This is a genomic window from Pseudomonas sp. Irchel 3E20, assembly GCF_900187645.1.
Lineage (GTDB): Bacteria > Pseudomonadota > Gammaproteobacteria > Pseudomonadales > Pseudomonadaceae > Aquipseudomonas.
Genome location: NZ_FYEE01000020.1, coordinates 1 through 24,876, shown reverse-complemented (window position 1 = coordinate 24,876; position 24,876 = coordinate 1). Strand labels below are relative to the sequence as shown.

Annotated in this window: 21 protein-coding genes; 3 read left to right on the top strand and 18 right to left on the bottom strand. The window is 61.6% G+C overall.

The window, feature by feature from the left end; all coding sequences use genetic code 11:
- Window positions 1-97: 97 nt before the first annotated feature.
- Window positions 98-850: an outer membrane beta-barrel protein gene (locus CKW13_RS23280; RefSeq protein ID WP_095111115.1), complete on the bottom strand. Its 753-nt coding sequence runs from the start codon at window positions 848-850 to the stop codon at window positions 98-100.
- A 71-nt stretch (window positions 851-921) separates the two neighbouring features.
- Window positions 922-1,080: a hypothetical protein gene (locus CKW13_RS24550; protein WP_176465175.1), complete on the bottom strand. Its 159-nt coding sequence runs from the start codon at window positions 1,078-1,080 to the stop codon at window positions 922-924.
- A 36-nt stretch (window positions 1,081-1,116) separates the two neighbouring features.
- Here CKW13_RS24550 and CKW13_RS23275 point away from each other — a divergent pair, with 36 nt between their 5' ends.
- Both CKW13_RS23275 and ada read left to right on the top strand, forming a co-directional pair.
- Entirely contained in the window at window positions 1,117-1,659 is a 543-nt protein-coding gene (locus CKW13_RS23275; RefSeq protein WP_141234016.1) for a hypothetical protein, read from the top strand.
- A gap of 92 nt (window positions 1,660-1,751) precedes the next feature.
- Window positions 1,752-2,828, top strand: a complete 1,077-nt coding sequence (gene ada / locus CKW13_RS23270) for a bifunctional DNA-binding transcriptional regulator/O6-methylguanine-DNA methyltransferase Ada (RefSeq protein ID WP_095111113.1) — start codon at window positions 1,752-1,754, stop codon at window positions 2,826-2,828.
- A gap of 286 nt (window positions 2,829-3,114) precedes the next feature.
- On the opposite strand, the gene mqo is transcribed toward ada, so the two are convergent.
- Entirely contained in the window at window positions 3,115-4,758 is a 1,644-nt protein-coding gene (gene mqo / locus CKW13_RS23265; protein ID WP_095111112.1) for a malate dehydrogenase (quinone), read from the bottom strand.
- A gap of 599 nt (window positions 4,759-5,357) precedes the next feature.
- Here mqo and CKW13_RS23260 point away from each other — a divergent pair.
- Window positions 5,358-5,972: a hypothetical protein gene (locus tag CKW13_RS23260; RefSeq protein WP_095111111.1), complete on the top strand. Its 615-nt coding sequence runs from the start codon at window positions 5,358-5,360 to the stop codon at window positions 5,970-5,972.
- 42 nt (window positions 5,973-6,014) lie between these two features.
- Here the strand turns inward: CKW13_RS23260 and CKW13_RS23255 are convergent, their stop codons facing one another.
- From CKW13_RS23255 to CKW13_RS23185, 15 genes are all read right to left on the bottom strand, one after another.
- The gene (locus CKW13_RS23255) at window positions 6,015-10,679 is read right to left on the bottom strand and encodes a hypothetical protein (protein ID WP_095111110.1); all 4,665 of its coding nucleotides are present in this window, start codon (window positions 10,677-10,679) and stop codon (window positions 6,015-6,017) included.
- A gap of 160 nt (window positions 10,680-10,839) precedes the next feature.
- A complete protein-coding gene (locus CKW13_RS23250) occupies window positions 10,840-11,223 on the bottom strand; it encodes a hypothetical protein (protein WP_095111109.1) in 384 nt (127 codons plus the stop codon).
- 323 nt (window positions 11,224-11,546) lie between these two features.
- Window positions 11,547-13,712, bottom strand: coding sequence for a TonB-dependent receptor domain-containing protein (locus CKW13_RS23245; protein WP_095111108.1), 2,166 nt, complete (start codon window positions 13,710-13,712; stop codon window positions 11,547-11,549).
- Between the two features lie 133 nt (window positions 13,713-13,845).
- The gene (locus CKW13_RS23240; protein WP_095111107.1) at window positions 13,846-15,204 is read right to left on the bottom strand and encodes an MATE family efflux transporter; all 1,359 of its coding nucleotides are present in this window, start codon (window positions 15,202-15,204) and stop codon (window positions 13,846-13,848) included.
- Window positions 15,205-15,293: 89 nt separating this feature from the next.
- On the bottom strand, window positions 15,294-17,651 hold the full coding sequence (locus CKW13_RS23235) for a DUF2235 domain-containing protein (protein WP_095111106.1): 2,358 nt from the start codon (window positions 17,649-17,651) through the stop codon (window positions 15,294-15,296).
- A gap of 24 nt (window positions 17,652-17,675) precedes the next feature.
- Window positions 17,676-18,167: a DUF3304 domain-containing protein gene (locus CKW13_RS23230; RefSeq protein ID WP_095111105.1), complete on the bottom strand. Its 492-nt coding sequence runs from the start codon at window positions 18,165-18,167 to the stop codon at window positions 17,676-17,678.
- The gene (locus tag CKW13_RS23225) at window positions 18,164-18,679 is read right to left on the bottom strand and encodes a DUF3304 domain-containing protein (RefSeq protein ID WP_095111104.1); all 516 of its coding nucleotides are present in this window, start codon (window positions 18,677-18,679) and stop codon (window positions 18,164-18,166) included. The genes CKW13_RS23230 and CKW13_RS23225 overlap by 4 nt, the downstream gene beginning before the upstream one ends.
- A 147-nt stretch (window positions 18,680-18,826) precedes the next feature.
- Complete coding sequence (locus CKW13_RS23220; protein ID WP_256576662.1) at window positions 18,827-20,836, bottom strand: DUF2235 domain-containing protein; 2,010 nt, start codon at window positions 20,834-20,836, stop codon at window positions 18,827-18,829.
- Between the two features lie 369 nt (window positions 20,837-21,205).
- Window positions 21,206-21,685, bottom strand: coding sequence for a DUF3304 domain-containing protein (locus tag CKW13_RS23215; RefSeq protein WP_095111102.1), 480 nt, complete (start codon window positions 21,683-21,685; stop codon window positions 21,206-21,208).
- Window positions 21,686-21,727: 42 nt separating this feature from the next.
- Complete coding sequence (locus CKW13_RS23210) at window positions 21,728-22,009, bottom strand: hypothetical protein (protein ID WP_095111101.1); 282 nt, start codon at window positions 22,007-22,009, stop codon at window positions 21,728-21,730.
- The gene (locus CKW13_RS23205; protein ID WP_095111100.1) at window positions 22,006-22,518 is read right to left on the bottom strand and encodes a DUF3304 domain-containing protein; all 513 of its coding nucleotides are present in this window, start codon (window positions 22,516-22,518) and stop codon (window positions 22,006-22,008) included. Before CKW13_RS23205 ends, CKW13_RS23210 begins: the two co-directional genes overlap by 4 nt.
- Entirely contained in the window at window positions 22,515-23,030 is a 516-nt protein-coding gene (locus CKW13_RS23200; RefSeq protein WP_095111099.1) for a DUF3304 domain-containing protein, read from the bottom strand. Before CKW13_RS23200 ends, CKW13_RS23205 begins: the two co-directional genes overlap by 4 nt.
- Before the next feature lie 25 nt (window positions 23,031-23,055).
- A complete protein-coding gene (locus CKW13_RS23195; RefSeq protein ID WP_095111098.1) occupies window positions 23,056-23,547 on the bottom strand; it encodes a DUF3304 domain-containing protein in 492 nt (163 codons plus the stop codon).
- A 14-nt stretch (window positions 23,548-23,561) separates the two neighbouring features.
- On the bottom strand, window positions 23,562-24,524 hold the full coding sequence (locus tag CKW13_RS23190; protein ID WP_095111097.1) for a DUF4123 domain-containing protein: 963 nt from the start codon (window positions 24,522-24,524) through the stop codon (window positions 23,562-23,564).
- Window positions 24,524-24,876, bottom strand: a 353-nt coding sequence (locus CKW13_RS23185) for a DUF2345 domain-containing protein (RefSeq protein WP_218192071.1), incomplete at its 5' end; no start/stop codon positions are given. The genes CKW13_RS23185 and CKW13_RS23190, both read right to left, overlap by 1 nt.

Sequence of the window (24,876 nt, the reverse complement as noted above, 5' to 3'; positions counted from 1 at the left end):
ATCGCGGGCAGGCCCGCTCCTACACTGGTTTTACGCCAGCCTTCAGACGCTGGGTGCAACCCGCCCTCCTGAGAAAGCGGGCCCTATCCCAGGCTATTTAGAACGCCACACCCACCTTGAAGCCAAACTCATCACGCTTGAGTTTGGTGTTGTCGGCTGCGTCCGAATCCTCATCCAGCTTGTATTCGGTACGGGTGTAGTACAGCCCCGCCATGATCGGCAGGTCGCCCTTCTGGTTCATCAGCAGGCTGACTTCGGCATAAGGGTTGGTGCGGTCCTTGAGGTCCACGGTGTCGCTGCCGATGTCGTCGACCTTCAGGTGCGCTTCGCCCCCGATGCTGTGGCGTGCGCCCAGTTCCACCCGCAGGGTGGAGTCGTCGAACTGGTGGTTGTAGCCCAGCGCAGCCTTGGCGAACGGGGTCTTGGCGGTCAACTCCATGTCGTAGTCGGTCGAGCCCGGCTCGTAGCGGGTCCAGGTGTAGCCACCGCCAACCAGCACATCGACGAAGTTGCGTGCGTCCAACGCCGCGCGCCAGCCCAGGTCCAGGTCAGCCTGGCCTTCCTTGAGCTTGTTGTCGTCGCGCTCGCCGAACTTGGCGTCCACCCCGGCCTGGTAGATAAACCCGGATTCAGCGGTCATCTTGTTGCCGAAGTTGTAGAACAGGCCACCCTCAGGCATGTGATCCTTCTCGCTTTCGCTGCCGCCTTCAAGCTTGAAGTCGTTGTAGCTGCCCAGCAGGCCGAAGGTGGAAATCGGTGCGGTGGACGGTGCGGCGATCGCGCAAAACGGGCTGGCGACGAGGGCCAGGACGGAGGTCTTGGCGAGGATTTTTCCGAATACAGTAGACATCGTTTTTCAAACTCCCTATGTGAAAGACAGACTATTCAGGAATCACTTCGAGATAAGCCCTACAGAAAAATTCAAAAAATTTTCAAACTTTTTAAACACAAAGAAGCTTGACCTAGAGCCTTGCGGCTCACAAACGATGAATTTTTATTTTGCCCAACCTCAGCGGTGTGACGCTCGGCCAGCCGCAAACGTTGACCGACCCAGGCCTGCGTGCAAGCATCCGCCAGCATTTAGCCATCTATCAATTTTTGGAATGGAAACCCGGGATGAGAATCGCCCCCCTTGCCTGCGCACTGGCCCTGTTCACCCTCGGCGCCAGCCTGCAAACCGCCCAGGCCGCCTCGCCGCTGATCGGCAAACGCGTGCAGAACACCCATGACGTGACGCTCTACCTGGACCCGGAAAAAGCCCTGGCCTATGCGCTCAAGGACTGGAAGTTCCTGCGCTACCACTACAACCCGCGCAAACCGAAAATCACCTACGCGATGGACAGCGTCGCGGCCAACCCCACCTCCACCGCCCAGGAACCGGTGGTTGTGCGGATGGCGACGTTGAGCGAGCGCAAGATCAAAGAAAAAAACTACAGCGAAGAAGAGCAGTGCTACCAGGCCTTCACCGAGGTGCTGGGGAGCCTGGTGTATTACGCCGCGGCGGCCAAGCAAATGCGCGACGACCAATACTTCCACCTGGCCGACGTCATCACCCTGCTCGATGAGAAAACCCCCGGCGAGCCGGGCGTGGTGACCTGCACGATCCCCGACCACGGCTCGATCGCGATGTACGCCCGCGGCCAGGTCAGCCTCAAGTAAACGCCCGGCGAGTTACACCGCAAGACTCGGAGTTCGCACAGCCACGGATGCCCTAAGCTGTGCTCACTTCGCCACGCTGCAGGTACGCCCCCATGAACAGCGCCCACCGTAATGCCCCCACCGCCGACGACCCACGCTGGCTGGCGGTACTGGCCCGTGACCCGGCGGCGGACTCACACTTCGTCTATGGGGTGAAAACCACCGGTATCTACCGCCGCGCCAGCAGCCCTTCGCGCCTGCCACGGCGGGAGAACGTCGAGTTCTTCGACACCGCCCAACAGGCCGAGGCCGCGGGTTACCGCGCCAGCAAACGGGCCGGCGGCGAGCAGAGTGAACTCGACACGGCGCGGGTGACCCAGGCTTGCCAGTGCATCGAGCAAGCCGACAGCCCGCCCAACCTCAAGCAACTGGCCGAGCAGGCCGGGTTGAGCCCGTTCCACTTCCACCGCGTGTTCAAGGCTGTCACCGGGCTTACGCCCCGGGCCTACGCCAGCGCCCACCGGGGCCGCAAACTGCGCGAGCAACTGGCCAAGGGCGGCTCCATCACCGCGGCGCTGTATGACGCGGGGTTCAACGCCAACAGCCGTTTCTATGAAAGTGCCGACCAGTTGTTGGGGATGAAACCCAGCCAATACCGCGCCGGTGGCACCAACACCGAAATCCGCTTCGCCGTGGGCCAATGCTCTCTGGGGGCGATTCTGGTCGCGCAAAGCCACAAGGGCATTTGCGCGATTCTGCTGGGGGACGATCCCGACGCCTTGGCCCGCGACCTGCAGGACCGCTTCCCCCACGCCGAACTGATCGGCGCCGACCCGGGCTTCGAGCAGTGGGTGGCCAAGGTGGTGGGTTTCGTCGAAGCCCCGGCCCTGGGCCTGGACTTGCCTCTGGACCTGCGCGGCACCGCGTTCCAGGAACGGGTCTGGCAGGCCCTGCGTAGCATTCCGGCCGGCGCCACCGCCACCTATGCCCAGATCGCGCGGATGATCGGCGCTCCCACTTCATCGCGCGCCGTGGCCCAGGCTTGCGGCGCCAATCCCCTGGCCGTCGCCATCCCCTGCCACCGCGTGGTGCGCAGCGACGGAGCGCTGTCGGGCTACCGCTGGGGGGTGGAGCGCAAGCGCCAGTTGCTGGAACGCGAGGGCAGCCACTGCCCCCCCGAAAAAGGCTAACGACTGTGGGAGCCTTGCCCGCGATGAGGCGGGGGCAGGCGATGCACTTGTGGCGGCCCGAATGCCGCCATCGCGAGCAGGCTCGCTCCCACAGAGAAAACATGAAAATTCCACCCACACTGTGGGAGCGGGCCTTGCCCGCGATGAGGCCGGGACAGGCGATGCACTTCCAGCAGCCTGAATGCCGCCATCGCGAGCAAGCTAGCTCCCATAGGGGCGCGGCCCAAACCAAAAAAGCCCGACCTTCACAGGTCGGGCTTTTTCATGGGCGTTTCAAACCGCAGTGCTACAGGGCCATGTCGGCGGCCGGGTTGCTCTGGGGCGCCGCTTGCGGGGCGACCGGGGTTTGGGGCGCGGCGGTGTGCGGGATCGCCGGGGGCGTGTCCAGTTGCAGCACGTCGCTGGTGTACGCCCATTCTTGCGCGACGCGCTCAGGGCTGCCGTTGAGCTGGGTGCCGTAGCTTGGCACGATCTGGTGCAGCTTCTCTTGCCAGGCCGGGGTGGCGACTTTGTCCTTGAATACTTTCTCCAGCACGCTGAGCATGATCGGCGCAGCGGTGGAAGCACCCGGCGAGGCGCCCAACAGGCCGGCGATGCTGCCGTCCTTGGCCGCCACGATCTCGGTGCCCAGTTTCAGCACGCCGCCCTTCTCTTCGTCACGCTTGATGATTTGCACGCGCTGGCCGGCCTGCCACAGGCGCCAGTCTTCGCTCTTGGCGTTGGGGAAGTATTCCTTCAGCGCGGCGAAGCGGTCTTCATCCGACAGCATCAGTTGCCCGGCCAGGTATTCCACCAGCGGGTACTGCTCGATGCCAACCTTGGTCATCGGCCAGATGTTGTGGGTGGTGGTGCTGGTCAGCAGGTCGAAGTACGAGCCTTCCTTGAGGAACTTGGTGGAGAAGGTCGCGAACGGGCCAAACAGGATCACGCGCTTGCCGTCGAGCACGCGGGTGTCCAGGTGCGGCACCGACATGGGCGGTGCGCCCACCGAGGCCTTGCCATAGGCTTTGGCCAGGTGCTGCTGGGCGATGGTCGGGTTCTCGGTCACCAGGAACGAGCCGCCTACCGGGAAGCCTGCGTATTCACGCGCTTCGGGGATGCCCGATTTTTGCAGCAGGTGCAGGGCACCGCCGCCGGCGCCGATGAACACGAACTTGGCGTCGGTCTCGGTCTTGCTGCCGTCCTTGAGGTTTTTGTAGCTGACACGCCACGACCCGTCGTCGTTGCGGGTGATGTCCTGCACTTCGCTGGACAGCTTCAACGCGAAGTTGGGCTTGCTTTGCAGGTGTGCGGCGAACTGGCGGGTGATTTCGCCAAAGTTCACGTCGGTGCCAAGCGGGCTCCAAGTGGCGGCGATTTTCTGGGCCGGGTCACGGCCTTCCATCATCAATGGCACCCATTGCTTGATCTGCGCCGGGTCTTCGGAATACTGCATGCCGGCGAACAGCGGGCTGGCCTGCAGGGCTTCGTAGCGTTTCTTCAGGAACTTGATGTTGTCATCGCCCCACACGAAGCTCATGTGCGGGGTGGAGTTGATGAACGAACGCGGGTTCTTCAACACGCCGTTCTTGACCTGCCAGGACCAGAACTGGCGGGAGATCTGGAAGGCTTCGTTGATTTCAACGGCCTTGGGGATCTCGACGTTGCCGTTCTTGTCTTCGGGGGTGTAGTTCAATTCGGCCAGGGCCGAGTGGCCGGTGCCCGCGTTGTTCCAGCCGTTGGAGCTTTCCAGGGCCACGCCGTCGAGGCGCTCGACCATTTCCATGGTCCATTGCGGTTCGAGTTCGTTGATCCAGACCCCGAGGGTCGTGCTCATGATCCCGCCGCCGATGAGCAACACGTCGACTTTCTTTGGCTCCTCGGCGTGGGCAGACATCACCCCGACCGACAGTGCCAGGCCCAGAAGGGCCTTGTTCATTTGCTTGAGCATACTGTGATACCTGTCATAAAACGCCATCCGCCCCGCCCGCCCCAATCGCCCGCGCCCAGGCTAGGCCCGGGTGCGTACTGATGAGGCTGGCGGGTGAGCACACAAGGCCGACTGAACATCCAGGGCCTCACTTTATATGTCCTTCGCGCGCTGACTTTTTATTGCTATTGGCTTCAGCTGCTTGAGTGACATCGATTCTGTTGGTGCGTCCGAAGACGCAAAAAACGCTGGTTGAACCCGACCACACCCATGCCGACGCCCACGAACAGCCGGGCGACACAAGCCAGTATGGCTCCACTTGGAAAAAACACCGGGAAACCGGGCGGGAAAAAACTGTAGGCCCCCATGCCCGCGGCACGAAACGCGGGCGCATCGGGTGCGTGAATCGCAAGATGCCTGACACCCGGTTCAAGAACCGGGCGGGCCAGCATCGGTGGAGCAGAATGCCGCCATTGTCCACAGGACGTACTGGCCCGTCAAAAAAACTATTGGGAATCAGGGCCCTGGGCGGCCCGGCCCGGAAACAGTGGCCTAGTAATGTCACGCAAAGGCCTTTAAATTCCCCGGCCACCGATCACTCCTCAGGGAAGACCTTACCGATGAAACTGCTCCTTGCCCTCTCGCTCACCGCCCTGGCCCTGGCCGGCTGCGACAAAGCCGCCGAACCCAGCTCCGCACCCCAGGCCGGCGCCGCGCCTGCCCAGTGCCTCAAGGACACCGACTGCAAGGGCGACCGCATCTGCGACGACGGCAAATGCACCTCGCCACAGGCTGCATCGCCCCTGGTCGCCGCCCCGGCGGCCCCAGCCATGGCCTATGAGCCGCTGCTGGTGACCGAGTCCGGGGTGGCCGATGTGTTTACCCTGCAAAGCCTCGATACCCTGGGCCAGGCCATCAACTACCAGTCCCGCGCCGGGGTGGTGAATGTCATGGAGTACGTGGTCGATGACGTGGAAGTCACCGGCTATGTCGCCATCGAAAAAGCCTACGCCTTCGGTGGCAAGTACCTGTTGATCGTGTCCACCGGCGAAGGCGGCAACGCCTGCCCCGCCAGCACCTACGCCTTCACCTTCGACACCGCCACCGAATCGGTGCAGGGCAAGACCCAGATCGACGGCTGCTCGGAAAACGTCGAAGCCCTGGCCGAAGGCAACAAGCTGACCGTGAAAAAAGAAGGCACGGCCAGCGTGTTCTACAACGCCCAGGTCAAGTAACCCCGGGGGTTTGGGTCGTTGAAGCCGCCCGCAATGGCGGCTTCACCAATAGTCCGGCCGCCCCTTGCGGGTGGTGGTTTGGCTGACCGCGAAAAATAGCGATTGGGCCAGGCGCGAGCCGATGGTGCTGCGGTACGCGGCCAGGGTGATTTGCTCGCTCTGGCCTTCGACCGGCACAAAACTGAGGTACCGCTGTTGCGGTAATTTCAGGTGCGCGGCCGTGAACTCGGCGGCTGGAGCCTGCGGCGAACGGTAGTGAAAATGCGCGTAGGCCACGGGCCGACGCTCCCGGTCGCGGATCAGGTACTCCTGTAAATAGTCATCCTCGCGGCTGAGCTTGACCCAGCCTTCTACCTTCACTATTTCCACTTCGCCCTGGGCCTTGAGGTACTCGATGCGCGGCGCTTGTGGCGGGTTGCGCAGGATGATCTCGATGCGCAGTTGCCGGCCCTCTTCGATCAGGCGCAGCGCCGCCGCTTCAAGGTTGCTCAATAGGTCGGCCTCGCGTTTGCTGGCAGCGGCCCCGCCCCCCTGCTCACGTTGCTCGAGGGTCTGGCTGATTTTCCGCGCACTGTCGCGTAAACCTTCGCCAACCCGCGTCAGCTCGGCCTCAACACCAATGGGGGAGTTGGACTGGCGGGCGATTTTGCGCGCGTCGCTGATTGCGCGGTCCACTCGGCTCAACAGGGTGTCGGCGTCACCCAGCAGGTGCTTGAGGGCGCGCGCCGGCGCCGCCGGCCGCAGTGTGGTGCTGGGGATCTCCTCCCACTCACCGGCCTGGGCGCTTTCCTTGAACGTACCGAGGGAGTGTTGATCGATAGGGTCTTGCACCTCCACGATTTCCACGTCCGAATCCGGGGTGCGCTCGCGCACGCGCCCGCTCAGTACCTGGCGGTTGCGCGTCACAATCAGGCGCTGGCGCGTACCGCTGGCCGAAACCCTTGCCACCTGCGGCACCACCTGGCTGGTGCGCTCACGTAGCATCAGGGCCTGTGAGTGCTCCGCTTCGCTCAACAGGTCGGTAATCAGGGCCAACAACTTGTCGCCATACTGCGCCTCGAACAGTTGCGGATACGTCGCAAAGATGAAGCCGAGGCGGTCCTGGATTCCCGAATACTGCTCCAGGACATCCCCCAGCAGCTCGATGCGCCGCTCCAGCGTCAGGGCATCGGTTTCCAGCAGGTTCTTGTGGCTCAGGACTTCACGCACCAACAGGTCCAGGGAGGCCTTGGCGGCCAAGAAGTCACCGTATTCCTGAGGCAACGGGCGCCTTTTGAGCGCCATGCCCTGATAGACCTCGATCAGTTTTATCCGCCAATCCAAGGGTGTACGGTGTGGCCCGGCGGTGTCGCGCAAACGGCTGGTGGCCGGCTCGTAGCCGGCAATGGCGGCCAATTCCTCCAGGCGTGCACGCTCCTCAATGCTCAGTTGCAACAGCTGTTCGTTGAACCCGGCCATGAGGCTCAGGCTTGCGACACTTTCACGGTGAGCCTGGTCCGCTACGTCATCGTCCTCGGATTCCAACTCCTTGTACCAGCGCTCGGCAGTAGCAGGTGAAGGCTTGGCGGCACTGCGACTGAGGATCAGCAACGCCATCTGCCGGCGCAGGTTGTCTACATAGTCTTCGATATGCTCGATCAGGCTGCTCTCAAAACGAGCGATCGGCTGATTTTCGTTTTTTTGCTTGAACACCTCGATCCGGTGCAACTGGGCTCGCGCCTGCTCCTGCAGCTGTTCGTGATAGCGCTGCTGTACGGTCTGGCGGTGGGCGTCAGTGAAGCTGCCACGCTCGCTGACATGCATGCGCTGGTACAGAGCCAGAACGGCCGCTAGCTTTTCTTCGACCTTGAGCATCTGCGCAACCGCGTTGGCATGCTGCTGCGCCAGTTCGAGGTTGCGGCGTTGGAAATCGGCGCGGGTGGGCATGTTTTTTTTCCTCGGCATACCACCGCGCAAGCGCAGGCCGAAGTCGAACGACCAGTTGCCCTGGCCATCGCTCTTGATCCAAGGCCCCAAGCGCGAGGGTTGCGCAAGATCGACCACTCGCGTGCCCTCTTGTACATCGCGCACCGGGTACAGGCCGCCCTCCAAGTAGGCATGCAGGTGAAAACGCTGAGGGCCGATGAACACCCGATACAAACCCTTGGTCGCGCCCTCGGTCTGGGCAAACTCGGGCTTGGCCGGCCACGGCTGGGACGGATGGGCATTTTGCGCACGCCATTTGAAGGTCTCCAGTTCGGCTTGCATCGCCGGCGCCAGAGCCTGGGTGGCGCTGCCCCAGGAGGGTGTGTACAGCGGGCAGATATCCTGGGGGGCTGCCTTGGTCAAGAGCTGGTCGCCGACCTGCTCAAGTGCCGCCGGGACGCTGACGGGGTGCCCCTGCGGCAACCTGAGACGCTGGTCGAGCGATGCAACGGGGTGCAATAACAAGGCACTCAGCGTGGAAATGAACTGCGCCGTGGCCCGCGCCCTGGTCGCTTGGTCCCCATTGCGCTGCAACGCCACCAACACCTGGGAGCCTTGCATCATTTGCAGCAGCCAACCTGCGGCGCTGAGCGGGCCGCGCAACAAGGGCAACACCACGTCGAACAGTTGCCACAGGTCGTTCTCAAACGCCCTCCAGCGCTGCGCCTCGGTGGATACGGCTTGGCGCTTAGCCTGCGCCACCAATGCCTGGGCGTTGTCCTGAAACACGCGCAGCAAGAAGTCCCCCGCCACCGGCTCGTCACTGAGCAGTGCGGGAGACGATGCGCGGGAGGGCCCGTATTCATCGCCCTGGAGAAAGCGCTGCTCGTGGGGGCTCAAAAAGCCGCCATTACCGAACAGGGCCCGGGCCGGTTCGTCCAGGCTGTCTAGCACGGCGCGGTTCAGGGCCGTCCCCGTGCGCGCGACGCTATCGAGCACCGCTTGGCGGGTGGGGAACTGTTCCAGCAACTGCGGCCCGCCGGGGCGATAGAGCACATGAACGCTGGTCGCCACATCGCTGGCCCCGATTACAAACATATTGCGCGCCACATGGGCCTTGCCCCCCGCATGGGTGAGAAATGCCAGGGGCCGCACCACGATCTTCTGGCCATTGACCTGGCCCGCGCCCGGATCGACCGCCACGGCTTGCCGCACGAGGGCCAAGCCTTCGTCCGTGAACCCGTGCTGGCGGCGGATCACGTGCTCCAGGGCCAGCAACGGCAGTTGCACCCGCACCTGGGCACAAAACAAACCGCGGCGGCGCGCGGCTTCGACGTCATCGCCCAAGAGCTTGCGCTCCAGCATGGCCGGGTATTGCTTGCCAATGTCGACCCGCTCGATCAAGGCCTGCAGATAAGGCACCTTCAGCCACCAATCAGGGGCATAGCCGGGCTCCGCCAGATTGATGAGTTCGACACGGGCGTAGGGCTGCACAAAGGGATTGTCCAGCGCCCACTGGGTCAAGGTGCGTTGCGTGGTTTGCGTCCAGCCGACCGTCCCACCCTGGGTGCGGGTGAACGCCAGGGCGTAATGATCCGGGTCAATCATCACTTCCTGGGGGTAGTCCAATGCCATCTGCGCCTGCAGTGCCTTGCGGGTATAGGCAAGGATCGGATCCAGCCCTTGCAGGTAATCGGCACCCGCCGCCTCCAGTTGCACCCCGGCCAGGTCGTCCAACTGCTGGCTGTAACGCAGCCGTGTCGCGGCCGCAGCGGTTTGCAACCACAGTGGCAAGGCCTCCTCGGCCAGGCTGGTAGGGGCCCCGAACCAGGCGTGGGGAGCCGTCAGGCTACTCAACAGATGCTTGTAATAGGCCACCGAGGGGAACGTCGACCAGCGCACCGCAGCGAGGTCGCGCAGCTGTTTTTCCAGGATGCACAGGGCCAGTTGATCGAACACGTCGCCGTCGGGTTCGTGCAGTGTCCATTGAATGGCCTGACCCGACCTGTGGCGGCTCAAATAACGCGGCAACAGCGGCCCCAGGTCATCCAGCGTATCGAGGGCCAGCACGCTCTGCCCCGGGCTATAGACGTAGGTGGCACGGCGGCTCGCCCACTGGCGCTGGAGCACCAGCAGTGGCAGCCATTCCCCCACGTCACCGCCACTGACGGCATACACCAAAGAAACCCGAAACCGGCCCGCCCCCACCGCTTTGTCACGATCGGCCTTGAGCGGGTACAGCTCGCTCAGCACCTGCTTCTCCTCAAGGGAGGCGAGCGGTGGGTTTTGAGGAGCCTGGCTCAGGCACAGGCGCATTTGATTGGAGACGATCCGCCAGCGTGTCGACAGGGGATCCTGCAACGGTTTTGCGCTCCAGTAAGCGGCGAGTGCATCCTGGAAGGCTTCGAGCAACAGTGGCGCCAGATGGTTAATCATCTGCTCCAGATCATCGACCGACGGCCCCGCGATAAGACGCACCACAGCGCCACCGCCCAGGCGCAACGGCACCTGGCGAGTGGGGTTGTAATTGATGGCCGAGCCGTGCATGAGGCGACCGATCAGGGCATCGGCGACAGAGGTTACGTGCCGGTAGGTCGTCGGCGCACCCTCGGCCACCAGCTCGACGGGCTCGCCGATCCCTAAGGCAAAGGCGCGCAGCCCCTGGCCGGCAAAGCGCTCATCGAGTGCCTGTTGGATCAGGCTATTGGCAACCTGCTCCAGATGGGGGCGGTCGGCGAAAACGGTCTGTAGGTACACCCGGGACACGGCGAGCTGATCGTAGGGGCGCTGGTGGTGGGTCATGGCGTGAGGTTCCTGAACAAAACCCGAACCTAGGCCCGCCCGCGCCGCCTCATCCGCTAAATAAATACACGCGGCACCGCCATCGCCCATTCCGCCGGCACAATCGGCAACGACCTACAGCCCTTTCCACCTGCCGCTAAGGGCTGGGCCCGCGCAGCGGTCAAGGCGCCGTCAAGGTAATCACATAGGCCCCGGACACCAGCGGTTTGCCCGCAAGGTCAACCAAGGTGTAGCGCTGGTCGTAATAGCGCCCTGCCCGGTTGTTCTGGGCAATCAGCTTGACCGCTACCGGGGCAGGCCTGGCGCTGCTGGCCGACGCTTTGGGTAAGACCTGGCTGGCGCTGACGTTGTTGCGTTGCGCCGGCACCGTGCAGTGGGTCAGTTCAAAACTCACACGCCCCTGCACACGGGGGTTGCAGCCCTGCTCGACGACACTGCCCTGGAACTGAACAACCCCCTGCCCCACCTGAGCGGCCGCCAGGCAAGGCCCACCTGACAGGGCAAAAAGTAAGCTAAAGCCGACAGATAAACGCTGAGTGCTCATGTCGAAAACTCCTGCTGTATGCAAGGAAGTTATCGACAGATACCGCCCCAGGCTGGAGGCCCTCGGTGTTTTTTTCGCGCGGATGCCAACGGCGTCTCAAACTGACGCTGCACATCGCCCTGTGGGCATGCTGGCGAACAGAGCGGCACGGCTCAGACCCCGGCCCTCGCGGGCAAGCCCACACAGTTGAACTGTTGCGTGGGTGAGGCTGGTTTTTCCTCTGTGGGAGCGAGCCTGCTCGCGATGGCGGCACTGCACGGCGGTGACGAATGGTAGGGGTAAAACAGTTGCTCCCACAGGGGATTGGGGGGTGCAGCCCCGCGTCAGTTGAGGCTCCACGACACCCCGGCATACACCCCAAAACCATCGCCGGGAGTGGAACGGGCCGCATCTTTGCCATGGTCGTCGTAGCCCGGCGTGACGGTGCTGGCGTAGCGTTTGTTGGCCAGGTTGCGCAGGTCGAGCCAGGTTTGCCAGGCGCCGCCGGGGGCGTCGTAGCCCAGGGTGGCGCCGAACAGGGTGTAGGGCGCGGCGTAGAAGGAGTTGGCATAGTCGACCGCGATTTTCGACACCCGTTCGGCGTTGAACCCGGTGTACAGGCCACTGGGGTGGCTGTAGCGCACCTGGGCCTGGTAGTAGCGCTTGGGAATCCCGGCCAGGGCGTTGTCGCCGAAACGCTCGTCGTCCTCGTAGTGGAAATCGCTGTAGGTGTAGGCCTGGCGCAGCGCCACCCGGCCCGCACGGCCGCCCTCCCACAGCGGGCTGTCGAGGCTCAGTTCCAGGCCCTGGTGCACGGTGGGGCTGGCGTTGGCTTCGGCGATGATCGCTGACAGATTGCCCACGGCAGCCTGGGTTTCCACGCTCAGCAGTTCATTGCGCACCTGGGCGTAATACCAGGCCAGGTCCCAGTGGCCGAACCAGGCGTCACCGCGCCCGCCCAGCTCCAGGGTGGTGGCACTCTGGTTGTCCAGTTTTACCCCGCCGCTGTGCAGGCCGCTCGCCGGGCCGCTGCTGGCAGGGAAGAACTTGTTCGCCCCCCACAAACTCGCCCAGGGGTGCGGCGGCTCCACGGAGCGGCTGAGGTTGGCGAACACTTCAAGGTCCGCGCTGTAGGCGTAGCGCAGCCCCAGGCGCGGCGCGTAGTCCCAGGTGTGCAGGCTCAACCGGTCGTGGGTCTGGGGGTAGGTGACTTCGGTTTCGCGCCGGGTGTAGATCGCCGCCAGCCCGGTGGTCAGCCACAGGTCGGGCAGCAGTTCCAGCTCATGGCTGGCGTGCAGCACGCTGTCCGAGCCCAGGTAGCTGTAGTTGCGCGTGCGGGTGCCCAGCGGGTACGCGGCGGTGCTCAAGCGCACGAACTCCGACACGCCGGTATTAGGCAGCGCCTGGGTGGTGCGCAGGCCCAGGGTGGTCTTGCTCTCGTGGCCCCACAGGGTGTCGCGGCGCAGGTAGTTGAGGGTGCCGCTGATGTCGGTGTACGCCACCTTCAAGCGGTTGGCGCCTTCGCGCAGGTCCATGGGGTAGTCGTGGTAGACCAGCCCCGCCTCGACACGGGAGTCGTCATCGATCTGCAAGGTGGTTTTGTTGGCGATCCAGGTACTGCCCGGTTGCGGCCGCTCGGAATGCCGGGTGAGGTTGAGGGCATTGGCGGCGCGCGGGTCGTGTTCGATCTGCTGGCGGGTCAGCTTGCCCGGGGTGTCGTTTTCGGTTTCCCGGTAACGCACGTAGAAACGGGTTTCCAGGTCCGGGTTCAAACGGTAGCCAACGTTGGCCGCCACGCCCTGGCTGCTGCCGGCACTGTGGGCCTGGTAACCGTCGTAGCCCGAGTCGGTCAGGCTCAGGTAATAGTCCAAATCCCCCAGCACCTGGCCGGAGCTGATCTGGCGTTTGCGGTAACCATGGCTGCCGGTTTCATAGCGCAGTTGCAACTTGGCCGCGTCGTAGCCGGTGCGGGTGACGTAGTTGACCGCGCCGCCCAGCGCCAACGCGCCGCGCTCGAAACCGTTGGCGCCGCGCAGCACCTCGACCCGGCTCAGCCACAGCGGCTCCATTAGCTCGTAGGGCGTGCCGCCGGGGCCGGTCACCGGCAAGCCATCGAACATCTCATAGAGCCCCGAGGCGTGGGCGCCCGGGCCACGGTTGATGCCGGAGCCGCGAATGGAGATTTTCGCCCCCTCGTTGTTGGCTGCCTTGGCGTACACCCCAGCCTGGTACTTGAACAGGTCTTCGTTGTTGGCCAGGCGCCCTGCCCCCGCTTCCTTGAGGTCCACCAGGTTGCTACCCCCGGGCACACTGCGCAACGCCGCGCGGGCCGCGTCCAGTTCGTCGAGCTCGGCGCCACTGACCTGCACGGCTTGCAGTTCAAGGGCGTCCTGGCCGTGGGCCAGGGGCACGCAGCCCAGCGCCGCGCTCAAGCCCAGCGCCGGCCAATGGCGGTGCAGGGTGAACGGAGGCAGCGCGAGGGAAAGGGACAGTGGGGGGCGTGGCGGCATGTGCCAGGTTCCTTGCAAACCGGGGGTGTGGATTGGAGGCGCGCATGCTACCCCAGCAGCGGCGTGGCGTGGCGTGTTGAACACCGGCGATGCGCTGGGCGAACGCACCGCCGTGAACGATATCTGGCTCTGCCTACACCAAGCGCTCCACCTTCTGGTGCCGCCAAACCCGTTTGTAGTAAGTCGTCTGCAACACCAGCATGCTCAGGTACGCCACCGGGAACGCCATCCACACCCCTTGCAGGCCGAAATGGGCGTCGAGCAGGTACGCCACTGGCAACTCGACGCCGACAATACAGAACACCGAAATGGCCACCGGCATCAGCACCGTGCCGCTGGCGCGCATGATGCCGCCGATCACCGACTGGAAGCCGAACACCAGCATGCTCCACAGCATGATGTGCAGCAGGTGCTGGGCCTGGGCCTGGGTCGCCGGTTCGGTGATGAACAGCCCCAGCAGCCAGTGGGACAGCCCATAGCCCAGCAGCACCAGGCTTCCGGTCAGCCACACGTTGATGAACAACCCCGTGCGCAAAATCGGCCCCAAGCGCTCCAGGCGCCCGGCGCCGATGGCCTGGGCGCCGAGGATCGACGCCGTGATAGCAATCGACAGCGCGGGGAATTGCACGTAGTTGACGATCTGCGTCACCGCGCCATAGGCCGCCGTGGCCTGGGAGCCGTGCTGGTTGACCAGTGCCAGGATCACCAGCTCCGACAGGGAAATCACCACCATCTGCAACCCCGTGGGCAGGCCGATGCGCAGCACTTTGCCGAGAATCTCGCGGTCCAGGCGCAGGGCCGCCAACAGCTCGCGGTCCGGGGCCAGCGGGTGGGGTTTGCGGTTCAGGCGCCACGCCAACAGGGCCATGGCCGCCAGGTTGCCGGCCAACCCGGCCAGCGCCGCGCTCTGGATGCCCATTGGCGGCAAACCCAGCCAACCGCGGATCAACACCGGCGTCAGCAACAGGCCCACACAGGTCGATACCAACAACGCCAACAGCGGCGAAACGGTATCGCTCACACCGCGCAGCAACTGGGTGAACAGCACGAACACCAGCAGCGGCGGCATGATCCACATCATCACCTGGGCATAAGCCACCGCCTCATCCAGCACATCCGCCGGCGTGCCCAGGCCCTGCAACGCCTGGCGCGCAAACACACTGCCCGCCACCGCCGCCACCAGGCCGATCATCGCCCCCAGCAGCAAGGTGGTGCCGGCAATGGCCTTGACCTTATGCACCTCCCGCGCGCCCCACGCCTGGCCGATCAACACCCCGGCCCCCGCCCCCAGGCCAATGACCAGGGCGATAAAGAAAAACACGATGGGGAACATGCCCGACACCGCCGCCAGCGCCTGAGTGCCCAGCATCTGCCCGATGTAAATGCTGTTGACCGTGCCCGACATCGACTGCAGGAAGTTGGACAACACCATGGGCGCAAGGAACAGCAGATAGATCCGCCAGAGCGGGCGCGAAGAAGCCGGGCTTTGCATGAACACATCTCGAATGGGCAACACAGAAGGGGCACGAGTCTACGTTAACTGCACCCAACCCGCGCCCTGTTCACCACCACACAGCAACCTCAACGCAACGGCGGCACGCCACCCGGCAAGCGGTTTATCAGCGCGTCCATGGCACGCTTGCGTGCCGCCTCGGCGGCTTTGGCCGGCAGGTCCGTCACGCTATCGACAGCGCGCTCCTTGAGCTCGCCAACGCCCTCGGCCACTTGGCTGGCGCGCTCCTGGATGCCGCCGCCCAGCGCCTCCAGGTGCTGCGCGGCAACATCGATCAGCGCCAAGGCCTCATGGTCTTCGTCGAACACCCGCCGGTACTGCCCCGCGCCATTGGCCTCGCGGCGGGTGCCGCTGCCCATGGCGTACTCCACCACCAAACCGGCAAACCCCATGTTCTCGCGCAGGTCGGCGGCATCGGCGTCGGTCATCAGCGGTATCACCGGCGCGGCACCCGGCACCGCTTTCGGGCTGTTGGCGTCGTACACCCGCTGCTCGAAGCGGTTGAGGGCGTACTGGCTGGCGACGCGGGTGTAGTGGTGGGCGTGGAGCAAGCGGCTGCGCGACAGCGCCGTCCACTGGTCGAAGGCGTCTTTCTTGTTGCGGATTTCATTGACGAACACCGACTTGTCCCACTGGGTCAACGGCCCCAGCAGCCAGAAACCGGCGTGGGAGTCGTGCACGTAGCGGTCGAAGAACTCATCCACCAAGGGCGGAATCGGGGCAGTGGCGTCGACCATGCGCAGCAAATCCTTTTGCGTATGGCTGGGCCGCACGGGCAGCGTGCGCGAGGTCAAACCGATACCGTGCTGGTAGCGCTGCTCCACGATGGGCTCATGGGCCTTGCGCGCCTGCGCCACATCGGCGCGCCAATCCAGCTCCGACTCCCACAGGTCCTGCTGGTCTTGCGCAGTGGCGTTGGCCCAACTGTGCAAGGCCTTGAACTGCGCCTCGGTGCGCTTGCTCGCCCGCCAGCGCCAGTAATGCTGCATCTGTGTGTGCATACGGCTTTCCACCACGCCACGGCGGCTGCCAGCGAGGTTTTCCTGTTGCTCGTTGGCATGCAGCGTCCAGTCGGTGTAGGCCATGAACGCGGCGTGCAGGGCGGGGTCGATGGCGAAGTCTCGTTTGATTTCGTTTGCCATCTTCTGGCGATGAATAAATCGAACACCCGCGGTAAAGGCTTCCTCATACATATCATTCAAGGTGATCTGCGACAGCAAGCTGCTGCGCCCGCCCAGGGATTTGCCCTGCTCGCCAGGGCCATAGCCGCCGCCGATATCCGAGTGGGTGCCGGGGTAGACAAACTCACGGGTATTGGCCGGCCAACGGCCGCCATCGCGCACGGTGGACAGCGGGAACGAGCGGCGGATTTCATGGCCGGCCACGTAGTGCACGGCTTTCTCGACACCCTCGATGGCCAGGTTGTTATGGGCCCAATGGAGAAACCCGCGCCCCACCGGTGAAGAGTCCGCCAGGCCCACGGAAGCCACGGTGTCGAACAGGCCAAGAAAACGCAGGTTCACCTTGGCTCCGCCAATCACCCCTTCGCAGAACCTTTGCACCCAATTGCAAAACACCCGCGCCTCGGCGGCGCCACGGGAGAAGCCGAATACCGACAGGTGCATTTGGGTAATGCGCGGTCGCTCGTATTGCACGGCGTTTATCAACCGTCTGTTGATACCGTAAAAGAGGCGTCGTAGTTCCTTCTCTTCGGTGGCGTGACGAAAGTGAGTGCTGAGGTCCTGGGTAACCAGGGTTTTCATTTCGTCTTTTGTCATAAGGTCGTAGTTAGTCAGGGAAGCACTAACAGCGTTGTAGAGTTCAAGCATTGCCCAATGAATTCTTGCTTCCCCGCCCGAGGCAAAACTCTTACCGGAAGAAGACTCTTCCATCTCGCCAATTTCTTTAAAGGGTGTACCAACACCAGGTAGGTAATAAGCGAAGTGGTTTTTCTTATCATTGAGGTGGCTATCGTACAGGCTGACGATATTGGAGTGGCTGTGGGGTTTGTCGCGCTCCATATTGTTATTGGTGCCATCAAAAAACACCCCTACATGGATTTCCTGCACACAGTCCATTCCGCTGAAATCGGCCTTCATCCCTCGCGTTACTTCTTCCATGGGGGTTCGTTCGCGCCCCAAACGAGCGATAGGAATCGGCGGCTCCATCTGCGAATTGCCCAGGGTGCAGGCATAGGCATCCCAGGAGGCAACCGACAGTGGGTCGGCTACCCGTTGGAAACGTGGCTGCCACGCCATGGCACGGGCCGGTGGGTGCTGCCGGGCATCCCACCACAGCCGTTGATTGCCATTGGCCTGCAACCAGCATTGAGCGGTGTAACTTTGAGGGGTGTCGAAATAGCGGTAGTCGATAATTGCGTCCAACTTGCGCCGTACTTTGTACCAACCGGGCTGAAACTCGTTCATGGACGAACTCCTAAGTAATTATTGTCAGTAAGGCCAGTCAGCAGGTTTGATCGGAGCAACCGGCCCGCGATAGCCCTTGGAGTCGGCTGAGCCGTTCCATATCAACAGCCGGACTGTGTGATCTGGCAAAAAATGCACATTTAAGCGGGAGCCCAACTTATCGTAATACTCAATTGGCACTACCAGCTCATGCCAGGTGACTCCGGGAGGGCCATCCGGAATGGAACTTGAAGTACTCCAACGGACGGTGGCTGTGAGGCCAGGCCGCCATTCGCGAGGATAGTTGATACAGCATACAAACTTTCCTCCTCCGCTATAGGCAAAAACGTTCCCCCCCCACGACCCATCAATAAAGAATCGATGAATATAATCTTCGGTGTGGTTGTAACCACTGATCCTGGCGGACGCGGGGCCTTTGTCCGGCTCTTCCGCCTTACAGCCAACAAGCAATATCGCCAGTACTAGAAAACTTAATAGTTGACGCAGGTATTGCCTGCCGGTTTGAAGCTCAGTCATTTCAGATCCTCCAGATAAAGAGTCTTTGGCCACTCAGCGGGTTTAACTGGAGGCAGTGGGCCCGGATACTCCGGGTGGCCAGAGCCCATACTGCTGATAATCAACCTTACGTTTCCCTGTTCTAAAAAATGCACATTTAACGTTGTTCCGAGTTCCTTGTATTGCTCGATGGGCACTACTTTTTCGTGCCAGGTTTCACCCGTATAGGGTTTGGGGTTTGACGCTGAGGTGGTCCAACGCACCGTGGCTTTAAGGTCAGGGCGCCATTCACGCGGATAGCCGATACAGCAAATAAAACCTCCCCCGCCCTCATAGGCTCGTACGCTCGCCCCTCCAGCACCATCTATATAAAACTGGTAGATAAAGTCTTCTGTGTGGTTATAGGCACTGATTTGCGCGGTAGCTGAGCCTTTATCCGGCTCCTCCGCCTTACAGCCAACAAGCAATACGGCCAGTACTAGCAAACTTAATAGTTGACGCAAGTGTTGCCTGCCAACTTGAAACGCATTCATGGAATTAATCCCTAAGTGATTTTTGTCAGTAAGGCCAAGCAGCAGGTTTTCCCGGGGGCGTCTGGACCGCGCTAACTTTTGGAACTGGTTAAGCCACTCCAAATCAGTCGTGGTACTTCCCCCCGTGGCAACAACCCAGCAGAAAAATCAACGCAACGGCGGCACGCCACCCGGCAAGCGGTTTATCAGCGCGTCCATGGCATGCTTGCGTGCCGCCTCGGCGGCTTTGGCCGGCAGGTCCGTCACGCTGTCGACGGCGCGCTCCTTGAGTTCGCCAACGCCCTCGGCCACTTGGCTGGCGCGTTCCTGGATGCCGCCGCCCAGCGCCTCCAGGTGCTGCGCGGCAACATCGATCAGCGCCAAGGCCTCATGGTCCTCGTCAAACACCCGCCGGTACTGCCCCGCGCCATTGGCCTCGCGGCGGGTGCCGCTGCCCATGGCGTACTCCACCACCAAACCGGCAAACCCCATGTTCTCGCGCAGGTCGGCGGCATCGGCGTCGGTCATCAGCGGTATCACCGGCGCGGCACCCGGCACCGCTTTCGGGCTGTTGGCGTCGTACACCCGCTGCTCGAAGCGGTTGAGGGCGTACTGGCTGGCGACGCGGGTGTAGTGGTGGGCGTGGAGCAAGCGGCTGCGCGACAGCGCCGTCCACTGGTCGAAGGCGTCTTTCTTGTTGCGGATTTCATTGACGAACACCGACTTGTCCCACTGGGTCAACGGCCCCAGCAGCCAGAAACCGGCGTGGGAGTCGTGCACGTAGCGGTCGAAGAACTCATCCACCAAGGGCGGAATCGGGGCAGTGGCATCGACCATGCGCAGCAAATCCTTTTGCGTCTGGCTGGGCCGCGCGGGCAGCGTGCGCGGGGTCAAACCGATACCGTGCTGGTAGCGTTGCTCCACGATGGGCTCATGGGCCTTGCGCGCCTGCGCCACATCGGCGCGCCAATCCAGCTCCGACTCCCACAGGTCCTGCTGGTCTTGCGCAGTGGCGTTGGCCCAACTGTGCAAGGCCTTGAACTGCGCCTCGGTGCGCTTGCTCGCCCGCCAGCGCCAGTAATGCTGCATCTGCGTGTGCATACGGCTTTCCACCACGCCACGGCGGCTACCGGCGAGGTTTTCCTGTTGCTCGTTGGCATGCAGCGTCCAGTCGGTGTAGGCCATGAACGCGGCGTGCAGGGCGGGGTCGATGGCGAAGTCGTCTTTGGTTTCATTTTCCATCTTCAGGCGAGGGATAAGCCTGACACCCGCGGTGAGAGCTTCCTCGTACATATCATTCAAGGTGATCTGCGACAGCAGGCTGCTGCGCCCGCCCAGGGATTTGCCCTGCTCGCCAGGGCCATAGCCGCCGCCGATATCCGAGTGGGTGCCGGGGTAGACGAACTCGCGGGTATTGGCCGGCCAACGGCCGCCATCGCGCACGGTGGACAGCGGGAACGAGCGGCGGATTTCATGGCCGGCCACGTAGTGCACGGTTTTCTCGACGCCCTCGATGGCCAGGTTGTTATGGGCCCAATGGAGAAACCCGCGCCCCACCGGTGAAGAGTCGGCCAGGCCCACGGAAGCCACGGTGTCGAACAGGCCAAGAAAACGCAGGTTCACCTTGGCTCCGCCAATCACCCCTTCGCAGAACCTTTGCACCCAATTGCAAAACACCCGCGCCTCGGCGGCGCCACGGGAGAAGCCGAATACCGACAGGTGCATTTGGGTAACGCGCGGGCGCTCGTATTGCACGGCGTTTATCAACCGTTTGTTGATACCGTAAAAGAGGCGTCGTAGTTCCTTCTCTTCGGTGGCGTGACGAAAGTGAGTACTGAGGACTTTAGTGACCAGGATCTTCATCTCATGTGCATCGAGCATATTGCCCCCGTGAAAAACTCGGTGAACAGCGTTATAGACCTGAAGCATGGCCCAATGAATTCGCGCTTCACCACCCGAGGCAAAACTTTTGCCAGTACTGGACTCAGTCATCTCGCCCACTTCCCTGAAGGGAGTGCCTACCCCGGGCAAATAGTAGGCAAAATGGGTTTCTTGATCCTTGATATGAGCATCGTACAAGCTAACTATATTTGAATGACTGTGGGGCTTGTCCCGTTCCATGTTGTTATTGGTGCCATCAAAAAACACCCCGACATGGATTTCCTGCACACAGTCCATTCCGCTGAAATCGGCCTTCATACCTCGCGTCACTTCTTCCATGGGGGTGCGTTCACGCCCCAACCGAGCGATAGGAATCGGTAGTTCCATCTGCGAGTTGCCCAAGGTACAGGCATAAGCGTCCCAATTAGCGATCGAGGGCGGATCGGCGAGGCGTTGAAAATGTGGCTCCCACATCATGGCCCGCACCGGAGGGTGTTTGCGGGCATCCCACCACAACCGCAATCTACCGTTGGGCTCCAACCAGCAATGGGCACTATAGGTTTGTGGGGTATCGAAGTAACGACAGTCAAGAGTGTCATCCAGTTTGCGCGCCACCCTGTACCAACCGGTTTGAAATTCGGTCATTAGAGGTACTCCTTAGAATTTTCAGTAAGGCCAGTCGATTGGCTTAACGGGCGCGTCCGGCCCGCGATAGCCAGGAAATCCGGGAGACCCCGGCGAGATAATCAGACGAACCTGATTGCCAGGCAGAAAGTGAACATTTAAATTCCCTAATTGATCGTAACTTTCAATTGGCACTATCTTTTCATGCCAGGTAACACCGCGAGGGCCATCCGGAATAGAACTTGAGGTACTCCAACGTACAACTGCAGCAAGATCCGAACTCCATTCACGGGGGTAACTTATGCAACAAACAACCCCACCTCCACCGCTGTAAGCACGAACATTCCCACCCCAGGACTCATCGACAAAAAAACGATGTATATAATGCTCTGTATTGTTATAACCAATGATACTGGCTGTAGCAGGCCCATTATCTTGCTCTTCACCATTGCAACCCACTAGTACGACAAATAGCAACACAGCACCAAAAACCTTAAAACTGCAGATTTTAAATAGGTTCATTCCTCACCCTCTTTAATAACCAACGCTGACCAGCCGACTGGCTTAGATAGGAATCGGCGGCTCCATCTGCGAATTGCCCAGGGTGCAGGCATAGGCATCCCAGGAGGCAACCGACAGTGGGTCGGCAACCCGTTGGAAACGTGGCTGCCACGCCATGGCCCGGGCCGGTGGGTGCTGCCGGGCATCCCACCACAGCCGTTGATTGCCATTGGGCTCTAGCCAGCAATAAGCGCTGTAGGTATGCGGTGTATCGAAATAGCGACAGTCCAGGGAGTTATCCAGCTTGCGTCGGACCTTGTACCAACCAGGTTGAAATTCAGTCATTTCAGATCCTCTAGATAAAGAGTCTTTGGCCAGCCGGCGGGTTTTTCCGGAGCATCTGGCCCTCTATACCCCTTGGAGCCGGCCGAGCCGTTCCAGATCAGTAGCCTTACTTGGTTATTGGGTAAGAAATGCACATTCAACGAGCCCAATTTGTCGTAATACTCAATCGGCACTACTTTTTCGTGCCAGGTAGTTCCCGTATAGGGGTTGGGCTTTGAAGCTGAAGTACTCCACCGCACAGTAGCGGTCAAGTCAGGGCGCCATTCGCGAGGATAGCTAATGCAACACACAAAACCTCCCCCACCGCCATAAGCACGCGAGTTCCCTCCCCAAGCACCATCTATATAGAACTCATGAATATAGTCAGCGGTGTGGTTATAGGCACTGATCTTGGCAGACGCGGGGCCTTTGTCCGGCTCTTCCGCCTTACAGCCAACAAGCAATACCGCCAGCACTAGAAAACTTAATAGTTGACGCAGGTATTGCCTGCCGGTTTGAAGCTCAGTCATTTCAGATCCTCCAGATAAAGAGTCTTTGGCCAATCAGCAGGTTTTATCGGCGCCGCAGGCCCAGGATAGCCCTTGGAGTCGGCTGAGCCGTTCCATATCAACAGCCGAACTGTGTGATCTGGCAAAAAGTGCACATTTAAACGGGAGCCCAACTTATCGTAATACTCAATCGGCACTACTTTTTCGTGCCAAGTTTCGCCCGTATAGGGTTGGGGGTTTGAGGCCGAGGTGCTCCACCGAACAGTAGCGGTTAAGTCAGGGCGCCATTCGCGAGAATAGCTAATGCAACATACAAAACCTCCCCCACCGCCATAAGCACGCGAGTTACCCCCCCACGCTCCATCTACATAAAATTCATGTATATAGTCAGCGGTGTGGTTATAGGCACTGATACTGGCAGTCGCAGGGCCTTTATCCGGCTCTTCCGCCTTACAGCCAACAAGCAATACGGCCAGCACGAGTAAACTTAATAGTTGACGCAGATGTTGCCTGCCAATTTGAAACGCATTCATGGAGTTAATTCCTAAGTAATTATTGTCAGTAAGGCCAGTCAGCAGGTTTGATCGGAGCAGCCGGCCCGCGATAGCCCTTGGAGTCGGCGGAGCCGTTCCATATCAACAGCCGGACTGTGTGACCTGGCAAAAAGTGCACATTTAAACGGGAGCCCAACTTATCGTAATACTCAATTGGCACTACCAGCTCATGCCAGGTGACTCCTGGAGGGCCATCCGGAATGGAACTTGAAGTACTCCATCGGACGGTGGCTGTGAGGCCAGGCCGCCATTCGCGAGGATAGTTGATACAGCATACGAAACCGCCCCCTCCGCTATAGGCAAAAACGTTCCCCCCCCACGACCCATCAATAAAGAATCGATGAATATAATCTTCGGTGTGGTTGTAACCACTGATACTGGCGGATGCGGGGCCTTTGTCCGGTTCTTCCCCATTACAACCCACCAGTAAGGCGACCACTATTAATGCGCTGTACCGTCGGAGCCGGCGGTACGCGCCAAATTCAAATCTGCTCATTTGCAGGCCTCCAATTAAAGGGGGGTTGGCCCATCAGGCACAGTTGGCGAGGCCTTGAAGTCCATCAATGCCTGCAACGTTTCAGTGCTCCACCCTTGTGTTTGTTCTTGCAAACTCGCGCCTTGTTCGCCAATAACATCCCAAGTTGGGGCAAGTGCTGGGCAGCGATAGAACTCATTGCCGTAGTTCAAACTCAGCAGCACAAACAGCCAGCGGTCTTGTTCGGTGGACAGGTTCATTTCACTGGCCGTTGAGAGGCAAGTAGCGAGGCGCTGATGGAAGGCTGCGCGTTGTTGTTGGGGGAGCAGTTCTGGATGCTGCTGCGTTAATTGGTAAAACACCGCGTCGGCTTCTGCCTGTGTCAGCAGCGCAGCCAGTTGTTCCGGGCACAGGTGCAGGTGGGGGGCGGTGTCTATCTGTGCGGCTGGTACTGCCTCGTGCAGGGCAAGCCAGCCCTGAACGTGGCCGTATCGATCACAGCCTCGCCAGTCCTGAACGATGTCGGCTACGCGCCGTTGTTGGCTGGGGGCAAGGGTTTGCAGCAGGCCCGGCAGGATACGGCTGTCGGCAAAGCGTAGATGCACGGCCCTTGCCCGGCCCTGAACCTGGGCCTTGGCCAAGTACCCGAATAGCAGTTGCAGGGCTTGTGCGGGGTAGGCGCTGCGCAAGAAGCTGAGGGCGGGTGTGCCTGCGGTGAGTGTCAGTAATTGCGCGATTTGTGCCTGGCGTTCTTGAGGGGTGTCGCCCAGGGCAATCAGATGCGGGGCCACCTCACCGAACGCTTGCAGGGGCGTGTTCGCCAGGGCATTGACGGGTGCCCAGTGATGGCGGCGCGCCGCAGCCTTGAAGGGTGCCGCGCCCAGTAACGCCACATCCACCAACGCCCAATAGGGCGCTTGGGGTTGCGCTTGCATCCAGTTCAACAGGTCGCTGCCGGCGCCGTCCGCCGCGGGGTCATAAGCAAAGGCCGGGGTCATTACTGCAACTGCGCATAGGGGGCGCCGTTGCGCGCCGCTTTTAACAGGCACGCCACACACACCGATTGTGGAAACAGGGGCAAGCCAAGCTGGGAACGGCTGGGGCCGCTGAACTGGCGTTTGCCGGCATACACCTTGATGCTGCCCGGGCAGGCGAAGGTGATGTTGCCGCCTTCCAGGGTCAGGCTGGCGCCGCCCTCCACGGCCAGGTGCAGGGTGGTGCCGGCGGCCATTTGTGCCTCGGCCTCGATCGAGATGATCTTCAGGTCGTTTTGGGCGCTGAGGTGGATGTCGCTCTGTTGCGCCTGGATGTCCACCGCCCCGGCGCTGGCGATCAGGGCCAGGCCGATGC